Raw genomic sequence first — 18,904 nt, forward strand, 5'->3', positions numbered from 1 at the left:
ATGGACGTCCCTACACAGAACGATCAGGCCATGACCCGCGACAGTCTTTACGGGACTGCCGCCGAAAGCACCTACGCCGGTATCACCAGTTTCATGCGCCGTCGCTACAGCCGCGACTTGCGTGGCGTCGACGTGGTGGTCAGCGGCGTGCCGTTCGACACCGCCACCAGTAACCGCCCCGGTGCGCGTTTCGGACCTCGCGGTATTCGGGCGGCGTCCACTGGTATTGCCTGGGAACGCCATTGGCCGTGGACGTTCGACCCGTTCGATCACTTGGCTGTCATCGACTACGGCGATTGCGCTTTCGATTACGGCGCGCCGCATTCGGTGCCGGAAAGCATCGAAGCCCACGCCGGGCACATCCTGGATAACGGTTGCGCGATGCTGACCTTCGGCGGCGATCACTTCATCAGTTATCCGCTGCTCAAGGCTCATGCCCGCCAGCACGGCCCGTTGTCATTGATTCACTTCGACGCCCATAGCGACACCTGGCCGGATGAAGAGGGCAAGCGCGTGGATCACGGCACGATGTTCTGGCATGCGGCCAGGGAAGGGCTGGTGGATCCGTCGCGTTCGGTGCAAATCGGCTTGCGCACCACCAATGACGATCATCAGGGCTTTCAGGTGCTGGATGCGCGGCAGGTGCATCGGCAAGGGGCCGAGGCGATTGTCGAGGCGATTCGTGCGCGGGTCGGCGATCACCCGGTGTATTTGACCTTCGACATCGACTGCCTCGACCCAGCTTTCGCGCCCGGCACCGGGACGCCGGTGTGCGGCGGCTTGAGCACGGTGCAGGCGCTGGAGATTCTTGGCGGTTTGCGCGGGATCAACCTGGTGGGAATGGATGTGGTGGAGGTGGCGCCGGCCTACGACCACGCCGACATTACCTCACTGGCTGCGGCGACCCTGGCCATGGAAATGCTGTGCTTGTATGCGGCCAGGCATAAGGTCGATCGGTAACGGGCAAGCCGATGTGGCGGGTGGGGCTTGTGTGGCGAGGGGGCTTGTCGGACCGCCGCACCGCCCCGTTCGATTGCGAAGCAATCGTAAACCGGTCACTGCATTTTCTAATGCAAGACCGCGAAGGCTGGTTTTAGGGGCGCTTCGCACCCCAACGGGGCAAGCCCCCTCGCCACATAAACCCGCTCCGGGCTGTGTCAGACTTTCGCTCCTGCCACTTTCTGACAGCAGCCTCTGCTAAGCTCCGGCGACTTCCAGAAAGGAGCCTGCCGACCGTGTCGCGAACCACTCGTTTACTGACCTTGTTACAAGTGCTACGCGGCAAAAGTCGTCCGGTGACTGCCGCGACACTGGCCAGCGAGCTGGAGATTTCCGAGCGCACGCTGTACCGCGACATCGCTGAACTCACCGCACTCGGCGCGCCGATCTTTGGCGAGGCGGGGATTGGCTATGTGTTGCGCAGCGGTCTGTTTCTGCCGCCCTTGATGCTCAATGCCGATGAGACCGAAGCCATCGTGCTCGGCCTGCGCTACGTGGATCAGCGGGGCGATGAGGTGTTGAGCAAAGCGGCGGCCGATGCCCTGGCAAAAATCGCCGCGGTGCTCGACCCGACGGCCCAGGACGCCTTGCGTAACCCGACGGTGTTGCCGGGGCCGCCGGGTTATGGCTATCCGCAAAACGCCGTGCCGTTGAATGTGTTTCGCCAAGCCATCCGCGATCAGGCCAAGTTGCATATCGATTACGCAGACGCCAACCAGGTGCCCAGCCAACGGTTGATCTGGCCACTGGCCCTGGGGTTTCTCAATGAGGTGCGGATCATCGTCGCCTGGTGTGAGTTGCGCAGTGCCTATCGCACCTTTCGCACCGACCGGATCTCGGCCGCCAGTGAACAGGGTGAGCGCTACCCGGGGCGGCGCAGCGACCTGTTGCGCACCTGGCGCAAGCAGATGCAACTGGACGAAGCAGGGCGTTTCACTCCTGACAAGAACTGACACTGACTTGTTTTAGCATGGCTCCAGAATCAACTCACAAGGAGCCGTAAACATGTCCAATCCAGCCTCTTCACTGGCCCCCGCCATTGCCGCCTACATTGCTGCCGCCAATGCTCGCGACACCTCGAGGATCGCCAGTTTTTTCGCTGAGGATGCCAACGTGTTCGATGAGGGGCAGCATCAGGTCGGCACGCAAGCCATCGCCCAATGGATGCAAGACACTGCGCAACGTTATCAGCCGCGGGTCGAGGTGCTTGACGTTCAACTGCGCACCGGCAAAGTGCTGGTGCACAACCTGATCTCCGGCACCTTTCCCGGCAGCCCGCTGGAATTGCGCTACATGTTCCGCCTCAATGAACAGGGCAAGATCGCCCGGCTGGACATCTCGCTGTAAGCCGACGCAGAACCTGTGGGAGTGGGCTCGTGTGGTGAGGGGCTTATGTGGCGAGGGGGCTTGCCCCCGTTGGGGTGCGAAGCACCCCCAGCATTCTCAACGTTAAACCGCATGTAAAGGTTGTACGACTGCTTCGCAGCCGAACGGGGGCAAGCCCCCTCGCCACACAAGTCCTCTTCACTACAATAAGCCCGTTCCCACATGAATCGCGCTTTGCCTATACTGCCGCGCATGAATGTCGACTCTCCCTTAACCGCCTGGCAACACGCCATCGAACAGAAGGGCTTCGTCCAGGACGAAGCCCAGGAACATGCCGTGTGGGCGCTGCAAAAATGTCACGAAGCCTTGCAGGAAGGCCGCGCGCCCATCACCGGCGTGTACCTCTGGGGGCCGGTTGGGCGCGGCAAGACCTGGTTGATGGATCAGTTCTATCAAAACCTGCGCGTCCCGGCCCGGCGGCAGCACTTTCACCACTTTATGGGTTGGGTGCACCAGCGCTCCTTCCAGTTGACCGGCACCGCCGACCCGCTGAAGGCCCTGGCCCGCGAGTTGAGCCAGGAAGTGCGGGTGCTGTGTTTCGATGAACTGTTCGTCAACGACATCGGTGACGCGATCATTCTCGGGCGCTTGTTCCAAGTGATGTTCGAGCAGGGCGTGGTGGTGGTCTGCACTTCCAACCAACCGCCGGATCAGCTGTACGCCGATGGCTTCAACCGCGACCGCTTTGTGCCGGCGATTAGCGCGATCAAGCAACACATGCAGGTGATTGCGGTGGATGGCGGGGAAGATCATCGGCTGCACCCCGGCACCGGCCTGCAGCGTTACTGGGTGAACGTTCCGGGTCAACCCGGTGCCCTCGGCGACGTGTTCAAGGCCTTGACCGTCGGCCAGGCGCTGTCCAGCGCTCCGGTGCAGATCGGCTACCGTTCGGTCAATGTCATGCAGGCCAGTCGAACCGTGCTCTGGTGCCGTTACACCGAGGTCTGCGAGCAGCCTTTTGCCGCCATGGACTTCATGGCCCTGTGCGACACCTTCAGCGCTATTCTGTTGAGTGACGTGCCCAATCTCAGCGCGCAAAAACGCGAAGGACGCATCGCCCGCGGCACTGAAGACGGTGTCGAGCGGGTGGCGGCGGGGGATCGCGAGTTGCCGCAATTGTCGGTGCATGACGACGGCGTGCGGCGGTTCATTGCCCTGGTGGACGAATGCTACGACCGCAAGGTGCCGCTGTACCTCGAAGCGCAGGTACCGATGGAGGCGTTGTACACCGAGGGCTATCTGGAATTCCCGTTTCGCCGCACCCTCAGCCGTTTGCAGGAGATGCAGCTAAAACGTTTTGCCGAGGCTTGATGGCCGGGAGCAGTGAACATGAATCAGCCCTTGTCCCACCATTTGCTGACCATGGCCTATCAGAACGCCTGGGCCAATCACCGGCTGGCCAAGGCCTGGATGCAACTGAGCCCGGCTGAGTTGGCGGCGCCGCGCGTCAGTTTTTTCCCCAGCCTGCGCGCAACCCTCAACCACATTCTGACGTGCGACTGGTTCTATGCGGACGCCCTGGAGCGGGAGTTGCGCGGTGACGAGCCGCATCCCGATTGCTATGTGTTTTTCAACCAGGATGAGCCATTCACCGACGGCACCGATCTCAAGCGCGAGCAAGCGCTGGTCGACCGTCGACTGATTGCCTACTGCGAGCAATTGCGTGACGCAGAGCTCGGGCGAATCGTGACCATTGCGCGCGATACCCCGCAACACGACAGCCGATTACGCCTGCTGTCCCATCTGTTCGAGCACCAGATTCACCATCGCGGGCAGGTTCACGCGATGCTCAGCGGCACTTCGGTCAAGCCGCCGCAACTGGACGAGTTTTTCTGTGCCGGTGAGGCGGGGTTGAGGGCCGAGGATTTTGCCGAGCTGGGATGGACCGAGGCACTGATCTGGGGTGCTTGAGCACGCGCGATCACAACAGGATCCAGTTGTCGGCACCCCGGTGCTCGCGATAAGGTCGCAGGACCTTTCAGTGCGCAAGAAGCGAACTGGGGCAACTTCATGTGTGATCGAGGGTGGAAATGGAATCCGCAGAAATTCTTGTGCTTCAGGCCAGTTACAGCAATCCGACACATGCCGAGGCGATTTGTCTTGTATTGAACCATTACGCCGAAGACCCGATGGGTGGCGGTAAGTCGTTGCCTACCCATGTGTTGCAACAACTGCCGGGGGAGCTGGCCAAGCGGCCCCATGCCTTCAGTGTATTGGCGTTTGTCGGTGGCGAGCCGGCAGGGCTGGTCAATTGCTTCGAAGGCTTTTCGACCTTTGCCTGTCGGCCATTGGTCAACGTGCACGATGTGGTCGTGGTGTCGAAGTTTCGCGGGTTGGGACTGAGCCAGAAAATGCTGCACAAAGTCGAGGACATCGCACGTCAGCGCGGCTCCTGCAAAATCACCCTGGAAGTGCTGGAAGGCAATCCAGTGGCCCAGGCGTCTTATGGCAAATTCGGTTTTTCGCCAGGCATGTTCGACCCGGCGCATGGCCGGATGCTGTTCTGGACCAAAGCGCTTTAGTCCGCAATCCATGCGGGAGTGTGTGGCGAGGGAGCTTGCTCCCGTTGGGTCGCGCAACGACCCCGGTATTTCAAAGTTAAACCGCATGTAAAGGGTTTACGACTGCTTCGCAGCCGAGCGGGAGCAAGCTCCCTCGCCACAGAAACCCCTCGCCACGCAGGCCCTCTTTGCCACACAAGCCCGCACCCACAGGGGGCGCGCCAAAATTACTGCTTAACGACCGTCGGAGTGACAGGCGCAACCTTGGGTTTTATCAGGCTGAAGTCGATCAACGGCCGCTGCTCACGCTCGTAAGGGTTGCCGATCATCAATGGCCGAGGCTTGAAGCTGTCGCTGACCAGGCTTTTGCTGCGGTCCAGTTCATCGAAACTCAGGCCGGCCAGATCCGCCCAGGTGTGAATCAGCTGGGAGCTGCTGTACGGCCGACCCAGATCAGCGGCAAAACTCCAGTCATGGGTTTCGCGCCATTTCGGCGAGGCCCAGGCCATGAATGGAATGGTGTACATCGGCGCGGTCGGCTTGTTCTCGTTGCGGCCCAGGGTGTTGTGGCCCGCGGAGTCGAACACGTCTTCGCCGTGGTCGGAGAGGTACAGCAGGAAGCCGTTCGGATCGGTCTTGGCGTAGTCCTTGATCAGGCTCGAGACCACGAAGTCGTTGTACAACACCGCGTTGTCATAGCTGTTGTACGTCGGCACCTGATCGTCACGTACACCGTCCGGCACGCCTTTGCGGTCGGTGAACTTGTTGAACGTCGGCGGGTAACGGTACTGGTAGCTCATATGCGTGCCGAGCAAATGCACGACGATCAGCTTGCGTGGCGCCGCATCGGCCAGCGCCTTGTTGAACGGCTCGATCACATCGCCATCGTACTGGGCGGCGTTCTGGTTGCGGTTGTTGTTCAGGTACGCCTGCTCGTCGGCCTGTTCGGAGAAGGTCGTGAGCATGGTGTTGCGCTTGGTCATGGTCTGCTGGTTGGTGATCCAGAAGGTTTTGTAACCCGCCTGCTTCATCATGCTGACCAATGACGGCGTCGTCAGGTAGAGGTTCGGGTTTTCTTCGTCGGCGAACGTCAGCACCTGCTGCAACGCTTCAATGGTGTAGGGGCGTGGGGTAATGACGTTATCGAAAACCGCCAGTTGGTCCTTGAGCTTATCCAGTTCCGGAGTGGTTTCCCGCGGGTAGCCGTACAGGCTCATGCGCTGACGGTTGGTGGACTCGCCGATCACCAATACCAGGGTCGCCGGCTGATTGGCCATCGAGTCGGTGAAGTTCTTCAGCGGCGGGATCTTGCTGGTGCTGTCGAGCATGTCTTGCATGCCGGCCAGGGTACCGAGGTAACGGTGATAGGCCACGGCCATTTGCCACGGCACCGCGGGCTCGATGCGGGTTTCGAATTTCTCGAAGCCTTCCGCAAGGCTGCCGGTGTGCGCGGTCTGCTTGATCAGCGGGTAACCGATCACGGCCAGCACAATCGCCGTCGCGGCAATCAGGGCCTGGGCGCGTGGCAGGTGCACCGGACGCACGCGGGTCCAAAGGAAATACGCGAATGCGGTGTGGGCGAGGAACGCCAGCACCATCCACCAGGCAAAATACTGTGTCATGTACTCGCCGGCTTCAGACACGTTCGATTCGAACATGATGAAGATGACGCTCTGGGAGAATTCCTGCTGATAGATGAAGAAATAACCCAGGCTGGCCATCGAACAGGACCACAGCACCACGCCGATCAGCGCGGACATCACACGGGTTTGTTTGGGGAATAACAGCATTGGCGCGAGCCAGACGGCGCTCATCACAAAGGCCTGGCGGAACCCGCTAAAACCGGAGGTGCCCGTCAGTTGAATCAGCAGTTGGGTGATACCGGAGAAATACCAGAAGAACAAAAATAACCAGAGAAATCCTGCCCAATCAAAACCAGTCGCAGACGTTTTGCTGCGTTTAAGCAAAGCCATTCAACACTCCAGCCTGATGATCGGCCGTCGGCACTCTCCTTGTCACAGACGAACGGATGCCGCTCGCAAAGCAAGCAGCCACAAGGGCCGGAGTATCGCCAAGCAAGTGTGAAAACTTTGTGAGATGTCGCAGCGGACAGGATTGCAGCGAGTCAGAAACAGCAGTGACTGTTTCTGACTCAAGCGAGGGGATCAGGCGTGAGGAGCACGTTGGGTGATGGGCAAGGGCTGAGCCTGATTGCCTTGGGTCAGCAGGCGCAATTGCGCAACTTCCCGTTTCAACTGATCGCGCTCGTCTTTCAACTGGCGCAGTTCATCGCGACGGATCGTGACGTAAAGGGTTTGTGCTGGCAGTGCTGTGTGTACGGTGCCCATTGCTCACCTCGCAAATGGCGGTATCAACTGTAAGTCGGCTCCCGAAATCGGGTGCTCACTTACTATCGGCGCCAATTTTGATTTCTTTTGCCCCTGAAGGGAACTTTTTTATTTTTCATGGTCGTTGTGTCTTCGGCACGATTCCCGACGTTATCAGTCTGGATCGGGCACAATGCCCGGAAACTTCATCCCACCGCTCTGGACTAACCTTCACTAGTCGCGTTGGGCTATAACCTTAGACACACTTTATTTGTAGTAGGGAGCATCAGTACATGCAACTCGGGATTATTGGACTGGGCCGCATGGGCGGTAATATTGCGCGGCGCCTGATGCTCAACGGGCACACCACCGTTGTTTACGACCGCAATACCGCTTTTGTCGACACCCTGGCCGAAGAGGGCGCCACCGGCGTCGCCGATTTGCCAGCCCTGGTCGCTGGCCTGGCCAAGCCGCGCGCGGTGTGGGTCATGCTGCCCGCCGGCGCACCGACCGAAGACACCATCGACACCCTGAGCACCCTGCTTGAAGCGGGCGATACCATCATTGATGGCGGCAACACCTTCTATAAGGACGATATCCGTCGGGCCAAAACCCTGTCGGAAAAAGGTCTGCATTACATCGACGTCGGCACCTCCGGCGGCGTCTGGGGCCTGGAACGAGGCTACTGCATGATGATCGGCGGCGATGCCGAGACGGTTAAGCGTCTTGACCCGTTGTTCGAGTCCCTGGCCCCGGGTATGGGCGACATTCCGCGCACCAAGGATCGCAAGTCCGATGACGATCGCGCCGAGCGCGGTTACATCCACGCAGGCCCCGCCGGTGCCGGCCACTTCGTCAAGATGATCCATAACGGCATCGAATACGGAATGATGCAGGCCTTCGCCGAAGGCTTCGACATCCTCAAGACCAAAGCCAGCACCAACCTGCCGGAAGATCAGCGTTTCGACCTGAACGTGGCCGACATCGCCGAAGTCTGGCGTCGTGGCAGCGTGGTCTCGTCGTGGCTGCTCGACCTGACCGCCGATGCGCTGGCGTCCGATCCGAAACTCGACGGCTACTCGGGTGAAGTGGCCGACAGCGGTGAAGGGCGCTGGACCATCGAAGCCGCCATGGAACAAGCGGTGCCGGTACCGGTGCTGTCGAACTCGCTGTTCTCTCGCTACCGTTCGCGCGGGCAAGGCAACTTTGGCGACAAGATTCTCTCGGCCCAGCGCTTCGGCTTCGGCGGCCATGTGGAGACTGCGAAAAAATGACCCACGTGATCCGCAGGAAATCCAAGGCAGAACCCGCACCGCCCACCACGCTGTTTTTGTTCGGTGCCCATGGTGATCTGGTCAAGCGCCTGCTGATGCCGGCGCTGTACAACCTGAGTCGCGATGGTTTGCTGGGGAATGGACTGCGGATCGTCGGCGTTGATCACAACGCCATCAGTGACGAAGCCTTTGCCAAAAAACTCGAAGATTTCATTCGGGCGGAAGTGGCAGCCAAGGTCGGCAAGGGCGATCACGCCCTTGATCCGGCGTTGTGGGCCAAATTGGCCAAACACATCAGCTACGTCCAGGGCGATTTCCTGGATGAACGCACTTATGACGCGCTGGCGGCGAAAATCGACGCCAGCGGCACCGGCAACGCCATCTTCTACCTGGCCACCGCCCCGCGCTTTTTCAGCGAAGTGGTGCGGCGTCTCGGGGCTGCCGGATTGTTGCAAGAAGCCCCTGAAGCGTTCAGAAGGGTGGTGATCGAAAAGCCTTTCGGCTCGGATCTGTACACCGCCGAAGCCTTGAACGCGTGCTTGCTCAAAGTGATGACGGAAAAGCAGATCTACCGGATCGATCACTATCTGGGCAAGGAAACCGTGCAGAACATTCTGGTCAGCCGGTTCTCCAACAGCCTGTTCGAAGCCTTCTGGAACAACCATTACATCGACCACGTACAAATCACCGCCGCCGAAACCGTCGGCGTGGAAACCCGTGGCAGTTTTTATGAGGTCACCGGCGCCCTGCGGGACATGGTGCCTAATCACCTGTTCCAATTATTGGCGATGGTCGCTATGGAACCACCGGCGGCGTTTGGCGCCGATGCGGTACGTGGCGAGAAGGCCAAAGTGATCGGCGCGATTCGCCCCTGGTCGATCGAGGAAGCGCGAGCCAACTCAGTGCGCGGCCAATACACCGCCGGCGAGATCGATGGCAATCGGTTGCCCGGTTATCGTCAGGAAACCAACGTCGCGCCCGACAGCACCACTGAAACCTATGTCGCGCTCAAAGTGATGATCGACAACTGGCGCTGGGTCGGTGTGCCGTTCTACCTGCGTACCGGCAAGCGCATGAGCGTGCGCGACACCGAGATCGTCATTTGCTTCAAGCCGGCGCCGTACGCGCAGTTCCGCGATACCGAAGTCGAAGAGCTGCAGCCGACCTACCTGCGAATCCAGATCCAGCCCAACGAAGGCATGTGGTTCGACCTACTGGCCAAACGGCCGGGACCGGCGTTGAACATGGCCAATATCGAACTGGGTTTTGCCTACAAGGATTACTTTGAAATGCAGCCGTCCACCGGCTACGAAACCTTGATCTACGATTGCCTGACCGGTGATCAGACGCTGTTCCAGCGCGCCGACAACATCGAGAATGGCTGGCGTGCCGTGCAGCCGTTTCTCGACGCCTGGCAGCAGGACGCAACCCTGGAGCGCTATGCGGCCGGCGAAGACGGGCCACAGGCCGCTGACGAGCTGCTGACCCGTGATGGTCGCGTGTGGCATAGCGTCGGATGAGTGACGTCACGCGACAACCCATCCGTTTTCTGCTCAGCGACATGGACGGCACGTTGTTGTTGCCCGATCACAGCCTCAGCCAGCGCACGATCGAGGCGGTCAGTGCCTTGCGCGAAGCCGGTGTGCTGTTCAGCCTGGCCACCGGGCGTCCACCCAAAGCCATGTTGCAGCAGATCGAAGCCCTGGGCATTGATCTGCCGACGGCGGCGTTCAATGGCGGCACGATCGTCAACCCGGACGGCAGTTTGCTGGTGGCGCATTATCTACCGGCAACCGCAGCGCTGACGGCGTTGGCGGTGTTTGCCGATCAGCCGGACATTGAAGTCTGGGTGTTCAGCGGTGGCGACTGGCTGTTGAAGGACCCGTACGGCCCGATGGTCCCGCGAGAGCAGCATGGCCTGGGTTATCCGCCGGTGGTGGTCGAGAGTTTCGAGCCTTGCCTGGCACGCATCGACAAGATTGTCGCTGCCAGCAATAACACCGAACTGTTGATCGAGCTGGAGGCGCGGTTGCTGCCCAAGGTCGAAGGGCAGGCGCAGGTGTCGCGTTCACAACCGGTCTATCTGGATGTGACGGCGGTGCAGGCCAACAAGGGCGCGGCACTGGCGACGCTGGCCGAGTTTCTCGGGGTGTCGCTGGAACAGACCGCCGCCATGGGCGACGGCGGCAATGACCCGGCGATGTTTCATCGTGCCGGGCTGTCGATTGCGATGGGGCAGGCGGAAGAGGCGGTGAAGCGTCAGGCCGACGTGGTGACCGGGGCCAATACCGAAGACGGCGCGGCTCAGGCGATCGAGCGATACATCCTGAGTTCAGTCTGAACCGCGTTATCGTTCTTCGCGGGCAAGCCTCGCTCCTACAGGTTTTACACATTCCGTAGGAGCGAGGCTTGCCCGCGAAGGCGTCAGACCTGCCACCTCAAAGCCAATAGCTTACGGCGTACCAGCCAAGCCCTCCCATCACCACGGTGTATGGCAGCGCCATCCACACCATCCGCCCGTACGACAGACGAATCAGCGGGGCAATCGCCGAGGTCAGCAGGAACAGGAACGCCGCCTGACCATTAGGCGTCGCCACGCTCGGCAGGTTGGTCCCGGTATTGATCGCAATCGCCAGGGTTTCAAAGTGCTCGCGGCTCATGTGGCCGGAGATGAATGCCTGTTTCACTTCGGTGATGTAAATGGTCGCCACAAACACGTTGTCGCTGATGGCCGACAGCAAGCCGTTGGCAATAAACAGCATGCCCGGCTGTTGATCCGCCGGCAGCGCTAACACCCACTGGATCAGCGGCGCGAACAGCTGCTGATCGTGAATCACCGCCACCACGGCGAAAAATACCACCAGCAGCGAGGTGAACGGCATGGCGTCCTTGAAGGCGGTGCCGAGGCGGTGTTCGTCAGTGATACCGGTGAACGCGGTGATCAACACGATCACCATCAAGCCGATCAGGCCGACTTCGGCGATGTGAAACGCCAACCCGGCAATCAGAATCAGCGCCGCCGCCCCTTGAACCAGCAATGCGGCGCGCTGACGCGAAGTACGCTCGGCGTTGTCTTCAGCGGCGTAGTTGGCCAGCACTGCACGCACGTTGTCCGGCAGCAACGTGCCATAACCGAACCAGCGCAGTTTCTCCAGCAGTACGCAGGTCACCAGGCCTGCTGCCAGCACCGGCAACGACACCGGGGCGATCTTCAGAAAGAACTCGGCGAAGTGCCAGCCCATCTCATGGCCGATCAGCAGGTTTTGCGGCTCGCCAACCAGCGTGCAAACACCACCCAGCGCTGTGCCGACCGCGCCGTGCATCAGCAGGCTGCGCAGGAAGGCGCGGAATTGTTCGAGGTCGGCATGGTGGAGGGTGGGCAAATGCTGGTCATCGGCGAACTCGCTGTCTTGACGCGGATCGTTGCCCGAGGCGACGCGGTGATACACCGAGTAAAAGCCCACGGCCGCGCTGATGATCACCGCGGTCACGGTCAATGCATCGAGAAACGCCGAGAGAAACGCTGACAGGAAACAGAACATCAACGCCAGCAGCGCCTTGGAGCGAACTCCCAGCAGCAGGCGCGAGAACAGAAACAGCAGCAGGTCTTTCATGAAGTAGATGCCCGCCACCATGAACATCAGCAGCAGGATCACCGGGAAGTTGTGCACCAGTTCGTCATAGAGCGCCTGGGGCGTGGTCATTTTCAGCAGCAGAGCTTCGATCAGCAGCAACCCGCCGGGCATCAGCGGGTAACACTTGAGCGCCATAGCCAGGGTGAAGATGAACTCCAGCACCAACAACCAGCCGGCCGCCACCGGGCCGATCGTCCACAACACCAGGGCGTTGAGAATCAGGAATCCGATAATGCTTGCTTTGTACCAGCGGGGTGAATGCCCAAGAAAATTGTGTGCGAAGGCCTGGGCCATTGAGCCGGACATCGGCTACTCCTTGTATTAAGAAGCGCGCAACTTGCCGTAAGCGGAAGGGAAGATCAAGTGCAGGAGACTAGGGTTGATAACGGGCGACGACGGCGCGGTAGTTGCCATCCAGTGAATAACCGCCGACGACGATGCAACCATCGGCCTGCAAGGCCAATGAAGTGGCGGTGTCCGGGCCTCGACTCAGGCGTGTGCGGACCCAGCCCATGCCATTGGCGAAGCTGCGATCCAGCGCCCCATTGGGTAAGTACCGGGCGAGAATGAAATCGCCCTCGAGCCCGCCGCCCGTCGCTCCGACCGTCAGCACACAGTCGTCCGGTTGTATCTGGGCGGCGGTCCACTGGCAGCCGCTGTGGCTGATTTCCAACAGTTGTGGCTGGCCGCTATTGCAATGCATGTCAGGTCGGCCATTGCTGTGAACGTTCAGGGCGAGGCAGTGCATCGGGTCGCGACTGCTGCCAAAACAATGCAAATCACCATTTTCGTGCTGGACGATCTGGCAGACCTGGGCACTCTGACTCCAGGCCTTGAAGGTCATGAAGCCATCCACGGCGAAGCCGTCATCCAGCTGGCCATCGGCGTGATAACGCGCCAGCAAACCTTCCTCGGGGAAGTTGATCGATCCGCCCACCAGGATTCGGCCGTCATGTTGCACCATCAGACTGTTCAGCCAGGTGTTCATCAATAAGTGCCGGACCATGACAAAGCCACGACCATTGAAGGTGCTGTCCAGCGAGCCGTCGGCATTGAGTCGAATCAGCATGCCGACGTGATCGGCCAATTCAAAGTGATGATTGGCCAGCAGCAGGATTCGACCATCGTCCTGCACGCAGATATCACAGGCCTCGGTACCCGGCACGCCGGGTGGTAACCAGGCATCGCGAGCGCCTTCGGAAAGCTTCCCCGGCAGGCGCACCACGCAGCGGCCGTGCTCACCAAAACCCTGTATCGGACAGCCCCGTTGATCAAACATCGCCAGGGCGGGCAGCGTACGATGAGCATTTTCGTAGTGCAGGCCGGCCACCAGAATGGTCCCGTCGGCCAGCACCCGCACCGTGCCTGCCATAGCCTCGTAGCCGTGGGCGAATTGCCCGATGATGCTGCCTTGTTTGCCGAAGGCCAGATCCGCCGAACCATCCTCACGCAGGCGTGCCAGGCCAAAGCGGCAGCCACCTGGCGTGCCGACCTTGGCTGCCACCAGAATTCGGCCGGTGTGGTCAATCGCCACACCATTGACCCTGCTGGAGGTACTGCCGGCGAAATACACTTGAGTCTTGCCGCTGCCGGCGAAATGGCTATCGAGTTGCCCGGCGTCTTTCACCGCTGCCTGTATGGCAAAAGCAGTCTGGAGTGACATGCACGCATCTCCTTGCCAGTCGTCCTTGTCCGGGTGTCCGGAGGTTGACTGCATGAGAAGAACATTCAATCCCTGAAAGCGATGATGCGCAACTGCCATTACGCTCGGGAGGAGCGGCGTTTTGTGCCAGAACAGTGTCTTCTCGAACCACTGACAAGCCTGCCAAGTAATCTGGCGGCTAGAAGTTGGAAAATGTAAATGGCGTTATGCAGCGGACCGTAGAAAACCGTCAACTAAGGAGAAGAAGGGACGCGGATTACCGGGCGGTAATCCGCGAAAAAGATTAATGCGGCATGGACCACGATTGCAGTGTGTAACCTTCCTCGCTCAGCTCGGCGCGGGCTTGTTCCAGCAAGTGTGCAAGTTGCTGCGGATCGGAATAGGCACTGCTGGGGATTTGTTTGCTGCTGATGCGAGTGTTAGTGCGATCAATGATGGCCAGGCTGAGCTCGCCATTACCGTCTTGTGGGGCCCAGGCCACGCATTGAAAGGGTTGGAATGCGCGGTCGGCAATCAAAAGAGCTTCGTTGATACGGAGCGGGGCGTTCATGGGGTCTTCTCTCTGTGTGCCCAATCAAGTGATGTGCCGTCGGTTGGGCTTACCGTTCGGCTGGTTACTTGTACTGATGTCCGCAACCGGGGGTTGGGTCACACACAATCAAAAGAAATTTCAACTTTCTTTGATTTGCCGGCGATTCAGGCAGTTGCTGAAAGCTGAATGAAAGGTTCAATTCGTTAGGCAACTCATTAAGTGATTTTTTATAACTAATAAGCCGACGTCCCTATAAGCAATCGATACAAGCCCGCGTCAATATTTTGCTAGTGTTACACCGAAGCCCGCCAAATGACTGTTTTTAATAATATTTCCTAAAATTTGGCGCCAAGGAACAGTCATGATCGAAGCGCCTGCTTTACGACGTCTTTTAGTAGTGGATCCTTGCGACGACTGCCACCGTTTGCTGCCGGGTTTACGCGCTGTGGGTTGGGATGTCGACAGCTGTACCCTGGAAAACGCCGTGGAACGAACCTGCGACGTCGGCCTGCTGCGCTTGCAGCCATTTCATCTGGAACGTCCGGAAGCCGTCAAGGAACTGATCACCCGTAGCGGTACCGAGTGGATCGCCGTGCTCGATCAGGATGTCCTGCGAATGCAGAATGTCGGGGATTTCGTCTGCGAATGGTTTTTTGACTTCCATACCTTGCCGTTCGATGTTTCAAGGGTTCAGGTCACTCTGGGCCGAGCGTTCGGCATGGCGCGCCTGCGCGGGCAGGGCACGGTTCATATCGATCAGCCTGAACACGAACTGCTCGGCGACAGCAAACCGATTCGCGAGCTGCGCAAATTGCTGAGCAAACTGGCGCCCACCGAATCGCCGGTGCTGATCCGCGGCGAAAGCGGCACCGGTAAAGAATTGGTCGCCCGTACCCTGCATCAACAATCCCAGCGCCACAGCAAGCCATTCGTGGCGATCAACTGTGGCGCGATTCCCGAACATTTGATCCAGTCCGAATTGTTTGGTCACGAGAAGGGGGCCTTTACCGGCGCCCATCAGCGCAAGGTCGGGCGGATAGAAGCGGCCAATGGCGGCACCCTGTTTCTCGATGAAATAGGCGATCTGCCCCTGGAGCTGCAAGCCAATCTGCTGCGCTTCCTGCAGGAAAAACACATCGAGCGGGTTGGCGGCCATCAACCTATTCCGGTGGATGTGCGGGTATTGGCGGCGACGCACGTCGACCTTGAAGAGGCCATCGAGAACAAACGCTTTCGCGAAGATTTGTACTACCGTTTGAACGTCCTGCAAGTGGTCACCGTGCCGCTGCGTGAGCGCCATGGTGATCTATTGATGCTGGCCAACCACTTTTCCCATTTCTACAGCAGTGAAACCGGCCGTCGTCCGCGCAGCTTCAGCGAAGATGCATTGGTCGCCATGGGCAAGCACGACTGGCCGGGCAATGTCCGCGAGCTGGCCAATCGGGTACGTCGTGGGCTGGTATTGGCCGAAGGACGGCAGATCGAGGCGCGAGACCTGGGGCTGCTCAGTCAACACGCCTTCGCCACGCCGATGGGCACCCTTGAAGACTACAAGACCCGCGCCGAACGCCAGGCGCTGTGCGATGTGTTGAACCGGCACAGCGACAACCTGAGTGTTGCTGCCCGAGTCCTGGGCGTGTCACGGCCGACTTTTTACCGATTGCTGCACAAGCACCAGATCCGCTAGGGCGGGTAAACGAAAAGGCCCGCTGCGACATCCATCGCAGCGGGCCTTTTCCATTGGGGTGAAGCGATCAGAAGTAGTACGGGAATTTCAGGCTGAAGGAAAAGTCCGGCGCATCGTCCGTGATGCCGATGGACAGGTTGGGAACGATGGTCAGGTTGTCGCTGGCGGCGATGGTCATGCCGACGTTGAAGTAGCCGGCGTTGGCGTCACTGGACACCACAGACTCCCAATCCCCGCCATCCTGCTTGAGCTTGCTTTTGCGTTGCACCAGGTCAGACATCGAGAACGACATACTCATTTTTTCGTTCAGTGCAAACGCGATCCCCGCGCCAATCTGGAAGCTGTCCCCGATCCGCACCTTGCCCGGGACTTTCTGATTGACGGTGGCGCTGATGTCGTCGAAGGATTCTTCGAAGTTGTGGGTATAGGACAGGCTTCCGAACAGAACCGCCGGATCGTAAGTCTTGACCAGCGAGATACCGGGGCTGATCGACCAGACGCCGTTGCCGGTCGGCAAGGTGTCAGGCACGAACAGGTTGGTATTGGCGTCGGTCTGGCGCAGCTTGATGCCGAACGGGTCCTTGCCGGTCGGCGCCTTGACCCGGAAGGTGAACACGGCATCCGGGGTGTTCACCGATTCGTCCATGAATTTGTAGGCGATCCCGAAGTTGATGTCGCCCAGCGTCGGATCCCGGGTGACGGTTTCTTCGCTGGTCACCCCCGCTGCACCGTTGTTGGCACCGCCGGACTGATACGTTGATTCGCGGTAGACCACCGGTACGTTCAGGTCGAACTGCCAGCGATTGTCGAAGTTGTAGCGCCCGGTGAGGTCCAGCGTCCAGGTGTCGGCCTTGATCCGGTCCAGGTTGATGTTGCCCAGAAAGATCGAGTCCAGTGCGAGGAAGCCATTGAGGATCAGCTGTCGGGTGTCGTAACGCGAATAGGTCAGCCCGGTTTCGAGGCTGAACTTGCCGCCGCCGAAGAATCCGCTGGCCTCGTCATACAAGTTGGAAACACTCTGTGCCGGTTGAGAGTCATCGGCCAGTGATTGTCCATAGGAACTGCCGCTGCCTGCGGCGCCTCCTGAAGCCGCAGCCGCTCCCGTCCCGGTGGCCACTTGCGGGTTGCCTTTCATGTCGGCTGGCGACTTGGCCAGACGTTTAGGCGGTGCCGCCGCCGGTTGTTCCTCCACTTGGCGGACTCGTTGTTCGAGTACTGCCAAGGCCTTTTGTTGTACTTCGTATCGTTGCTTGAGCTCCATGAGTTGTTGCTTCAAAGCCTCCACGTCCGCATCGGACGCTGCTTGCAGCAGCGCCGACGGGAACAAAGTACTCAGACAAACGATCGCGCGCAGTGGTACTGACCGATACATGATAAGCCGTCCCCCATGAAGCCCGATGATCGAACATCAGCGTAGTTCAATATCCCAGGCTGCGTAGTGCCTTGAGTTGATTCAGATTGCAGTTGACTGCTCCGGCATTTCGGCCGTTGTTGTTAAGCACCACATTAAGTTGCGTCAGGTTATTGACCCTGTTGCTGTTGCCCAGAAGCCGGGTGTTCTGCACCAGCCCCCCCTGAGCCGCCTGTTGCATGGCCGTGCCTTGGTTGTTGTTGGCCTGGATCGCCATTTGCACGCCACCACCGGTGGCCGCTACTGCGACGTTACCGGCGGCATTGCTGTCGGTAATGGTTTGCCCGCTCGTCAGCACCTGCCCTTGGACGGGACTCGGCGCCGGCGCCTGGTTGGCCTCCTGGACGTTGATGGCGACATTGTTGTAGGCGGTATTGCCGTCACCAGCGGCGCGCACAGTTTGGGTGACTCCCTGGGTGGTGGTCAGTCCTGCGCCACCGATTACATTCCCGGTGCCCGATGGCGGCGCACTGCCGTTACCGGACTCTTTAATGGTCGACACGTAAAACTGCGGCTTTACGGTAGAGGCCTGGATCTGCATCAACGTCGTTGCGCCAATCAAGTCTCCACTGGCATTGCGCCAGGTACTGCTCATGACAATGCCGAAGCTGATGATCCGCCCCGGCATGACATAACGACCGCGTAGCTCGGCGAGCTCATGGTCCTTGAGTTCGATGGGTTTGAATCCTGCATTGGCATAGCCCGATGCGCTTGCTGCCAGGCAAGCGGCGGCCAGCCAGTATGAGGTTTTCATCTGCTGCTCCCGGGGCATCCGGCCCTCTCTATCATCAGTGGGCGATTAGAAGAAGTCGCTCTGAATGAAGCCAAAGTCCATCAATTCGGCATCTTTGACCGGGTTGAAAGTGTCCAGTTTGTTCTTGGCCGTCAGCGGTTCCGGAGGGCTGCGCAATGCATTGGTTTTGTCGTACCCGGGACCCACGATAGCGAAGACGATGCCGTTCCAGCCTTTGACAAAGTCATCATGGGAATAGCGTTTGTGCCCAAGCACCGGGTCGCCGATATAGACCCAGTTCTTGTCCGCCCGCTGCATCACCACGAAATGCTTGTAGCCGCGAATTTCCATCAGCACCACCACCGGAATGGTCACCGCTTCGAGTTTCTCGGGCGGTATCCGGTAGCCACGCGCGCGCATGCCGATTGCTTCGATGTAGCGCTTCATGTCCAGCATGGAGAAACCTTGAGTACGGACAAGGTTCTGATCAGCATTGACCAGCATGCCTTTGATGATGTGTTCCTCATCGACATCGAGCCAGTAAGCCTGGCGTAGCACCGTGGCCAGTGCGGCGGCGCCGCAGCTGAAGTCGGTTTTTTGTTCGACGATGTCGCTGAACTTGCGCTCACGCACGCTTTGCACCTGCTTGTAAACCAGCATGCCGCCCGGTAAGGCGGCCACCGGCATCTGCGCCGCCTGAGTCAGGCCGCACAAGCACAGCAGGGCGAAACAGGCTGTCGTACGCATGATCGATAC

At 59.5% G+C, this 18,904-nt stretch carries 18 protein-coding genes; 10 read left to right on the plus strand and 8 right to left on the minus strand.

Annotated elements, in window-relative coordinates; translation table 11 throughout:
- The 6 genes from speB to AC1RL4_RS10810 all read left to right on the plus strand — a co-directional run bounded on the left by speB (position 1) and on the right by AC1RL4_RS10810 (position 4,907).
- Positions 1-960: an agmatinase gene (speB, locus tag AC1RL4_RS10785; RefSeq protein ID WP_230172599.1), complete on the plus strand. Its 960-nt coding sequence runs from the start codon at positions 1-3 to the stop codon at positions 958-960.
- 275 nt (positions 961-1,235) lie between these two features.
- The gene (locus AC1RL4_RS10790) at positions 1,236-1,952 is read left to right on the plus strand and encodes a helix-turn-helix transcriptional regulator (RefSeq protein ID WP_019579228.1); all 717 of its coding nucleotides are present in this window, start codon (positions 1,236-1,238) and stop codon (positions 1,950-1,952) included.
- Positions 1,953-2,004: 52 nt separating this feature from the next.
- Positions 2,005-2,346, plus strand: a complete 342-nt coding sequence (locus AC1RL4_RS10795) for a nuclear transport factor 2 family protein (protein ID WP_019579227.1) — start codon at positions 2,005-2,007, stop codon at positions 2,344-2,346.
- A gap of 231 nt (positions 2,347-2,577) precedes the next feature.
- Entirely contained in the window at positions 2,578-3,696 is a 1,119-nt protein-coding gene (gene zapE / locus AC1RL4_RS10800; RefSeq protein WP_096480139.1) for a cell division protein ZapE, read from the plus strand.
- A gap of 18 nt (positions 3,697-3,714) precedes the next feature.
- On the plus strand, positions 3,715-4,296 hold the full coding sequence (locus AC1RL4_RS10805; RefSeq protein WP_028940506.1) for a DinB family protein: 582 nt from the start codon (positions 3,715-3,717) through the stop codon (positions 4,294-4,296).
- Between the two features lie 119 nt (positions 4,297-4,415).
- Entirely contained in the window at positions 4,416-4,907 is a 492-nt protein-coding gene (locus AC1RL4_RS10810; protein WP_019579224.1) for a GNAT family N-acetyltransferase, read from the plus strand.
- A 206-nt stretch (positions 4,908-5,113) separates the two neighbouring features.
- Here AC1RL4_RS10810 and AC1RL4_RS10815 read toward each other — a convergent pair whose 3' ends face one another.
- Both AC1RL4_RS10815 and AC1RL4_RS10820 read right to left on the minus strand, forming a co-directional pair.
- Entirely contained in the window at positions 5,114-6,859 is a 1,746-nt protein-coding gene (locus AC1RL4_RS10815; protein ID WP_230172600.1) for a phosphoethanolamine transferase CptA, read from the minus strand.
- A gap of 192 nt (positions 6,860-7,051) precedes the next feature.
- Positions 7,052-7,234 (minus strand): DUF6026 family protein, encoded by a 183-nt coding sequence (locus tag AC1RL4_RS10820; protein WP_019579222.1) that lies wholly within the window; start codon positions 7,232-7,234, stop codon positions 7,052-7,054.
- A gap of 272 nt (positions 7,235-7,506) precedes the next feature.
- Here AC1RL4_RS10820 and gnd point away from each other — a divergent pair, with 272 nt between their 5' ends.
- The 3 genes from gnd to AC1RL4_RS10835 are packed head-to-tail and all read left to right on the plus strand — an operon-like array spanning position 7,507 to position 10,828.
- Positions 7,507-8,487: a phosphogluconate dehydrogenase (NAD(+)-dependent, decarboxylating) gene (gene gnd / locus AC1RL4_RS10825; RefSeq protein ID WP_018926087.1), complete on the plus strand. Its 981-nt coding sequence runs from the start codon at positions 7,507-7,509 to the stop codon at positions 8,485-8,487.
- Positions 8,484-10,007: a glucose-6-phosphate dehydrogenase gene (gene zwf / locus AC1RL4_RS10830; protein ID WP_230172604.1), complete on the plus strand. Its 1,524-nt coding sequence runs from the start codon at positions 8,484-8,486 to the stop codon at positions 10,005-10,007. The genes gnd and zwf overlap by 4 nt, the downstream gene beginning before the upstream one ends.
- On the plus strand, positions 10,004-10,828 hold the full coding sequence (locus tag AC1RL4_RS10835) for an HAD family hydrolase (protein WP_096480142.1): 825 nt from the start codon (positions 10,004-10,006) through the stop codon (positions 10,826-10,828). The genes zwf and AC1RL4_RS10835 overlap by 4 nt, the downstream gene beginning before the upstream one ends.
- 97 nt (positions 10,829-10,925) lie before the next feature.
- Here AC1RL4_RS10835 and nhaB read toward each other — a convergent pair whose 3' ends face one another.
- From nhaB to AC1RL4_RS10850, 3 genes are all read right to left on the minus strand, one after another.
- On the minus strand, positions 10,926-12,428 hold the full coding sequence (gene nhaB, locus AC1RL4_RS10840; protein WP_204123726.1) for a sodium/proton antiporter NhaB: 1,503 nt from the start codon (positions 12,426-12,428) through the stop codon (positions 10,926-10,928).
- Positions 12,429-12,495: 67 nt separating this feature from the next.
- Positions 12,496-13,785: an NHL repeat-containing protein gene (locus AC1RL4_RS10845; protein WP_230172606.1), complete on the minus strand. Its 1,290-nt coding sequence runs from the start codon at positions 13,783-13,785 to the stop codon at positions 12,496-12,498.
- A 283-nt stretch (positions 13,786-14,068) separates the two neighbouring features.
- On the minus strand, positions 14,069-14,335 hold the full coding sequence (locus AC1RL4_RS10850) for a hypothetical protein (protein ID WP_018926082.1): 267 nt from the start codon (positions 14,333-14,335) through the stop codon (positions 14,069-14,071).
- A gap of 343 nt (positions 14,336-14,678) precedes the next feature.
- Between AC1RL4_RS10850 and AC1RL4_RS10855 the strand changes: the two genes are divergently transcribed.
- Entirely contained in the window at positions 14,679-16,004 is a 1,326-nt protein-coding gene (locus AC1RL4_RS10855; RefSeq protein ID WP_096480145.1) for a sigma-54 dependent transcriptional regulator, read from the plus strand.
- A 67-nt stretch (positions 16,005-16,071) separates the two neighbouring features.
- Here the strand turns inward: AC1RL4_RS10855 and fapF are convergent, their stop codons facing one another.
- Genes fapF through fapD form a run of 3 tightly spaced genes read right to left on the minus strand, consistent with a single transcriptional unit; the run spans position 16,072 to position 18,895 of the window.
- Positions 16,072-17,376: a fibril amyloid transporter FapF gene (gene fapF / locus AC1RL4_RS10860; RefSeq protein ID WP_019579216.1), complete on the minus strand. Its 1,305-nt coding sequence runs from the start codon at positions 17,374-17,376 to the stop codon at positions 16,072-16,074.
- Between the two features lie 46 nt (positions 17,377-17,422).
- Positions 17,423-18,169, minus strand: a complete 747-nt coding sequence (gene fapE, locus AC1RL4_RS10865) for a fibril amyloid subunit FapE (RefSeq protein WP_019579215.1) — start codon at positions 18,167-18,169, stop codon at positions 17,423-17,425.
- Between the two features lie 45 nt (positions 18,170-18,214).
- Positions 18,215-18,895 (minus strand): fibril amyloid maturation endopeptidase FapD, encoded by a 681-nt coding sequence (fapD, locus tag AC1RL4_RS10870; protein ID WP_019579214.1) that lies wholly within the window; start codon positions 18,893-18,895, stop codon positions 18,215-18,217.
- Positions 18,896-18,904: the final 9 nt, after the last annotated feature.

The sequence above is a fragment of the Pseudomonas sp. GW822-FHT07A10 genome (genome assembly GCF_058798795.1).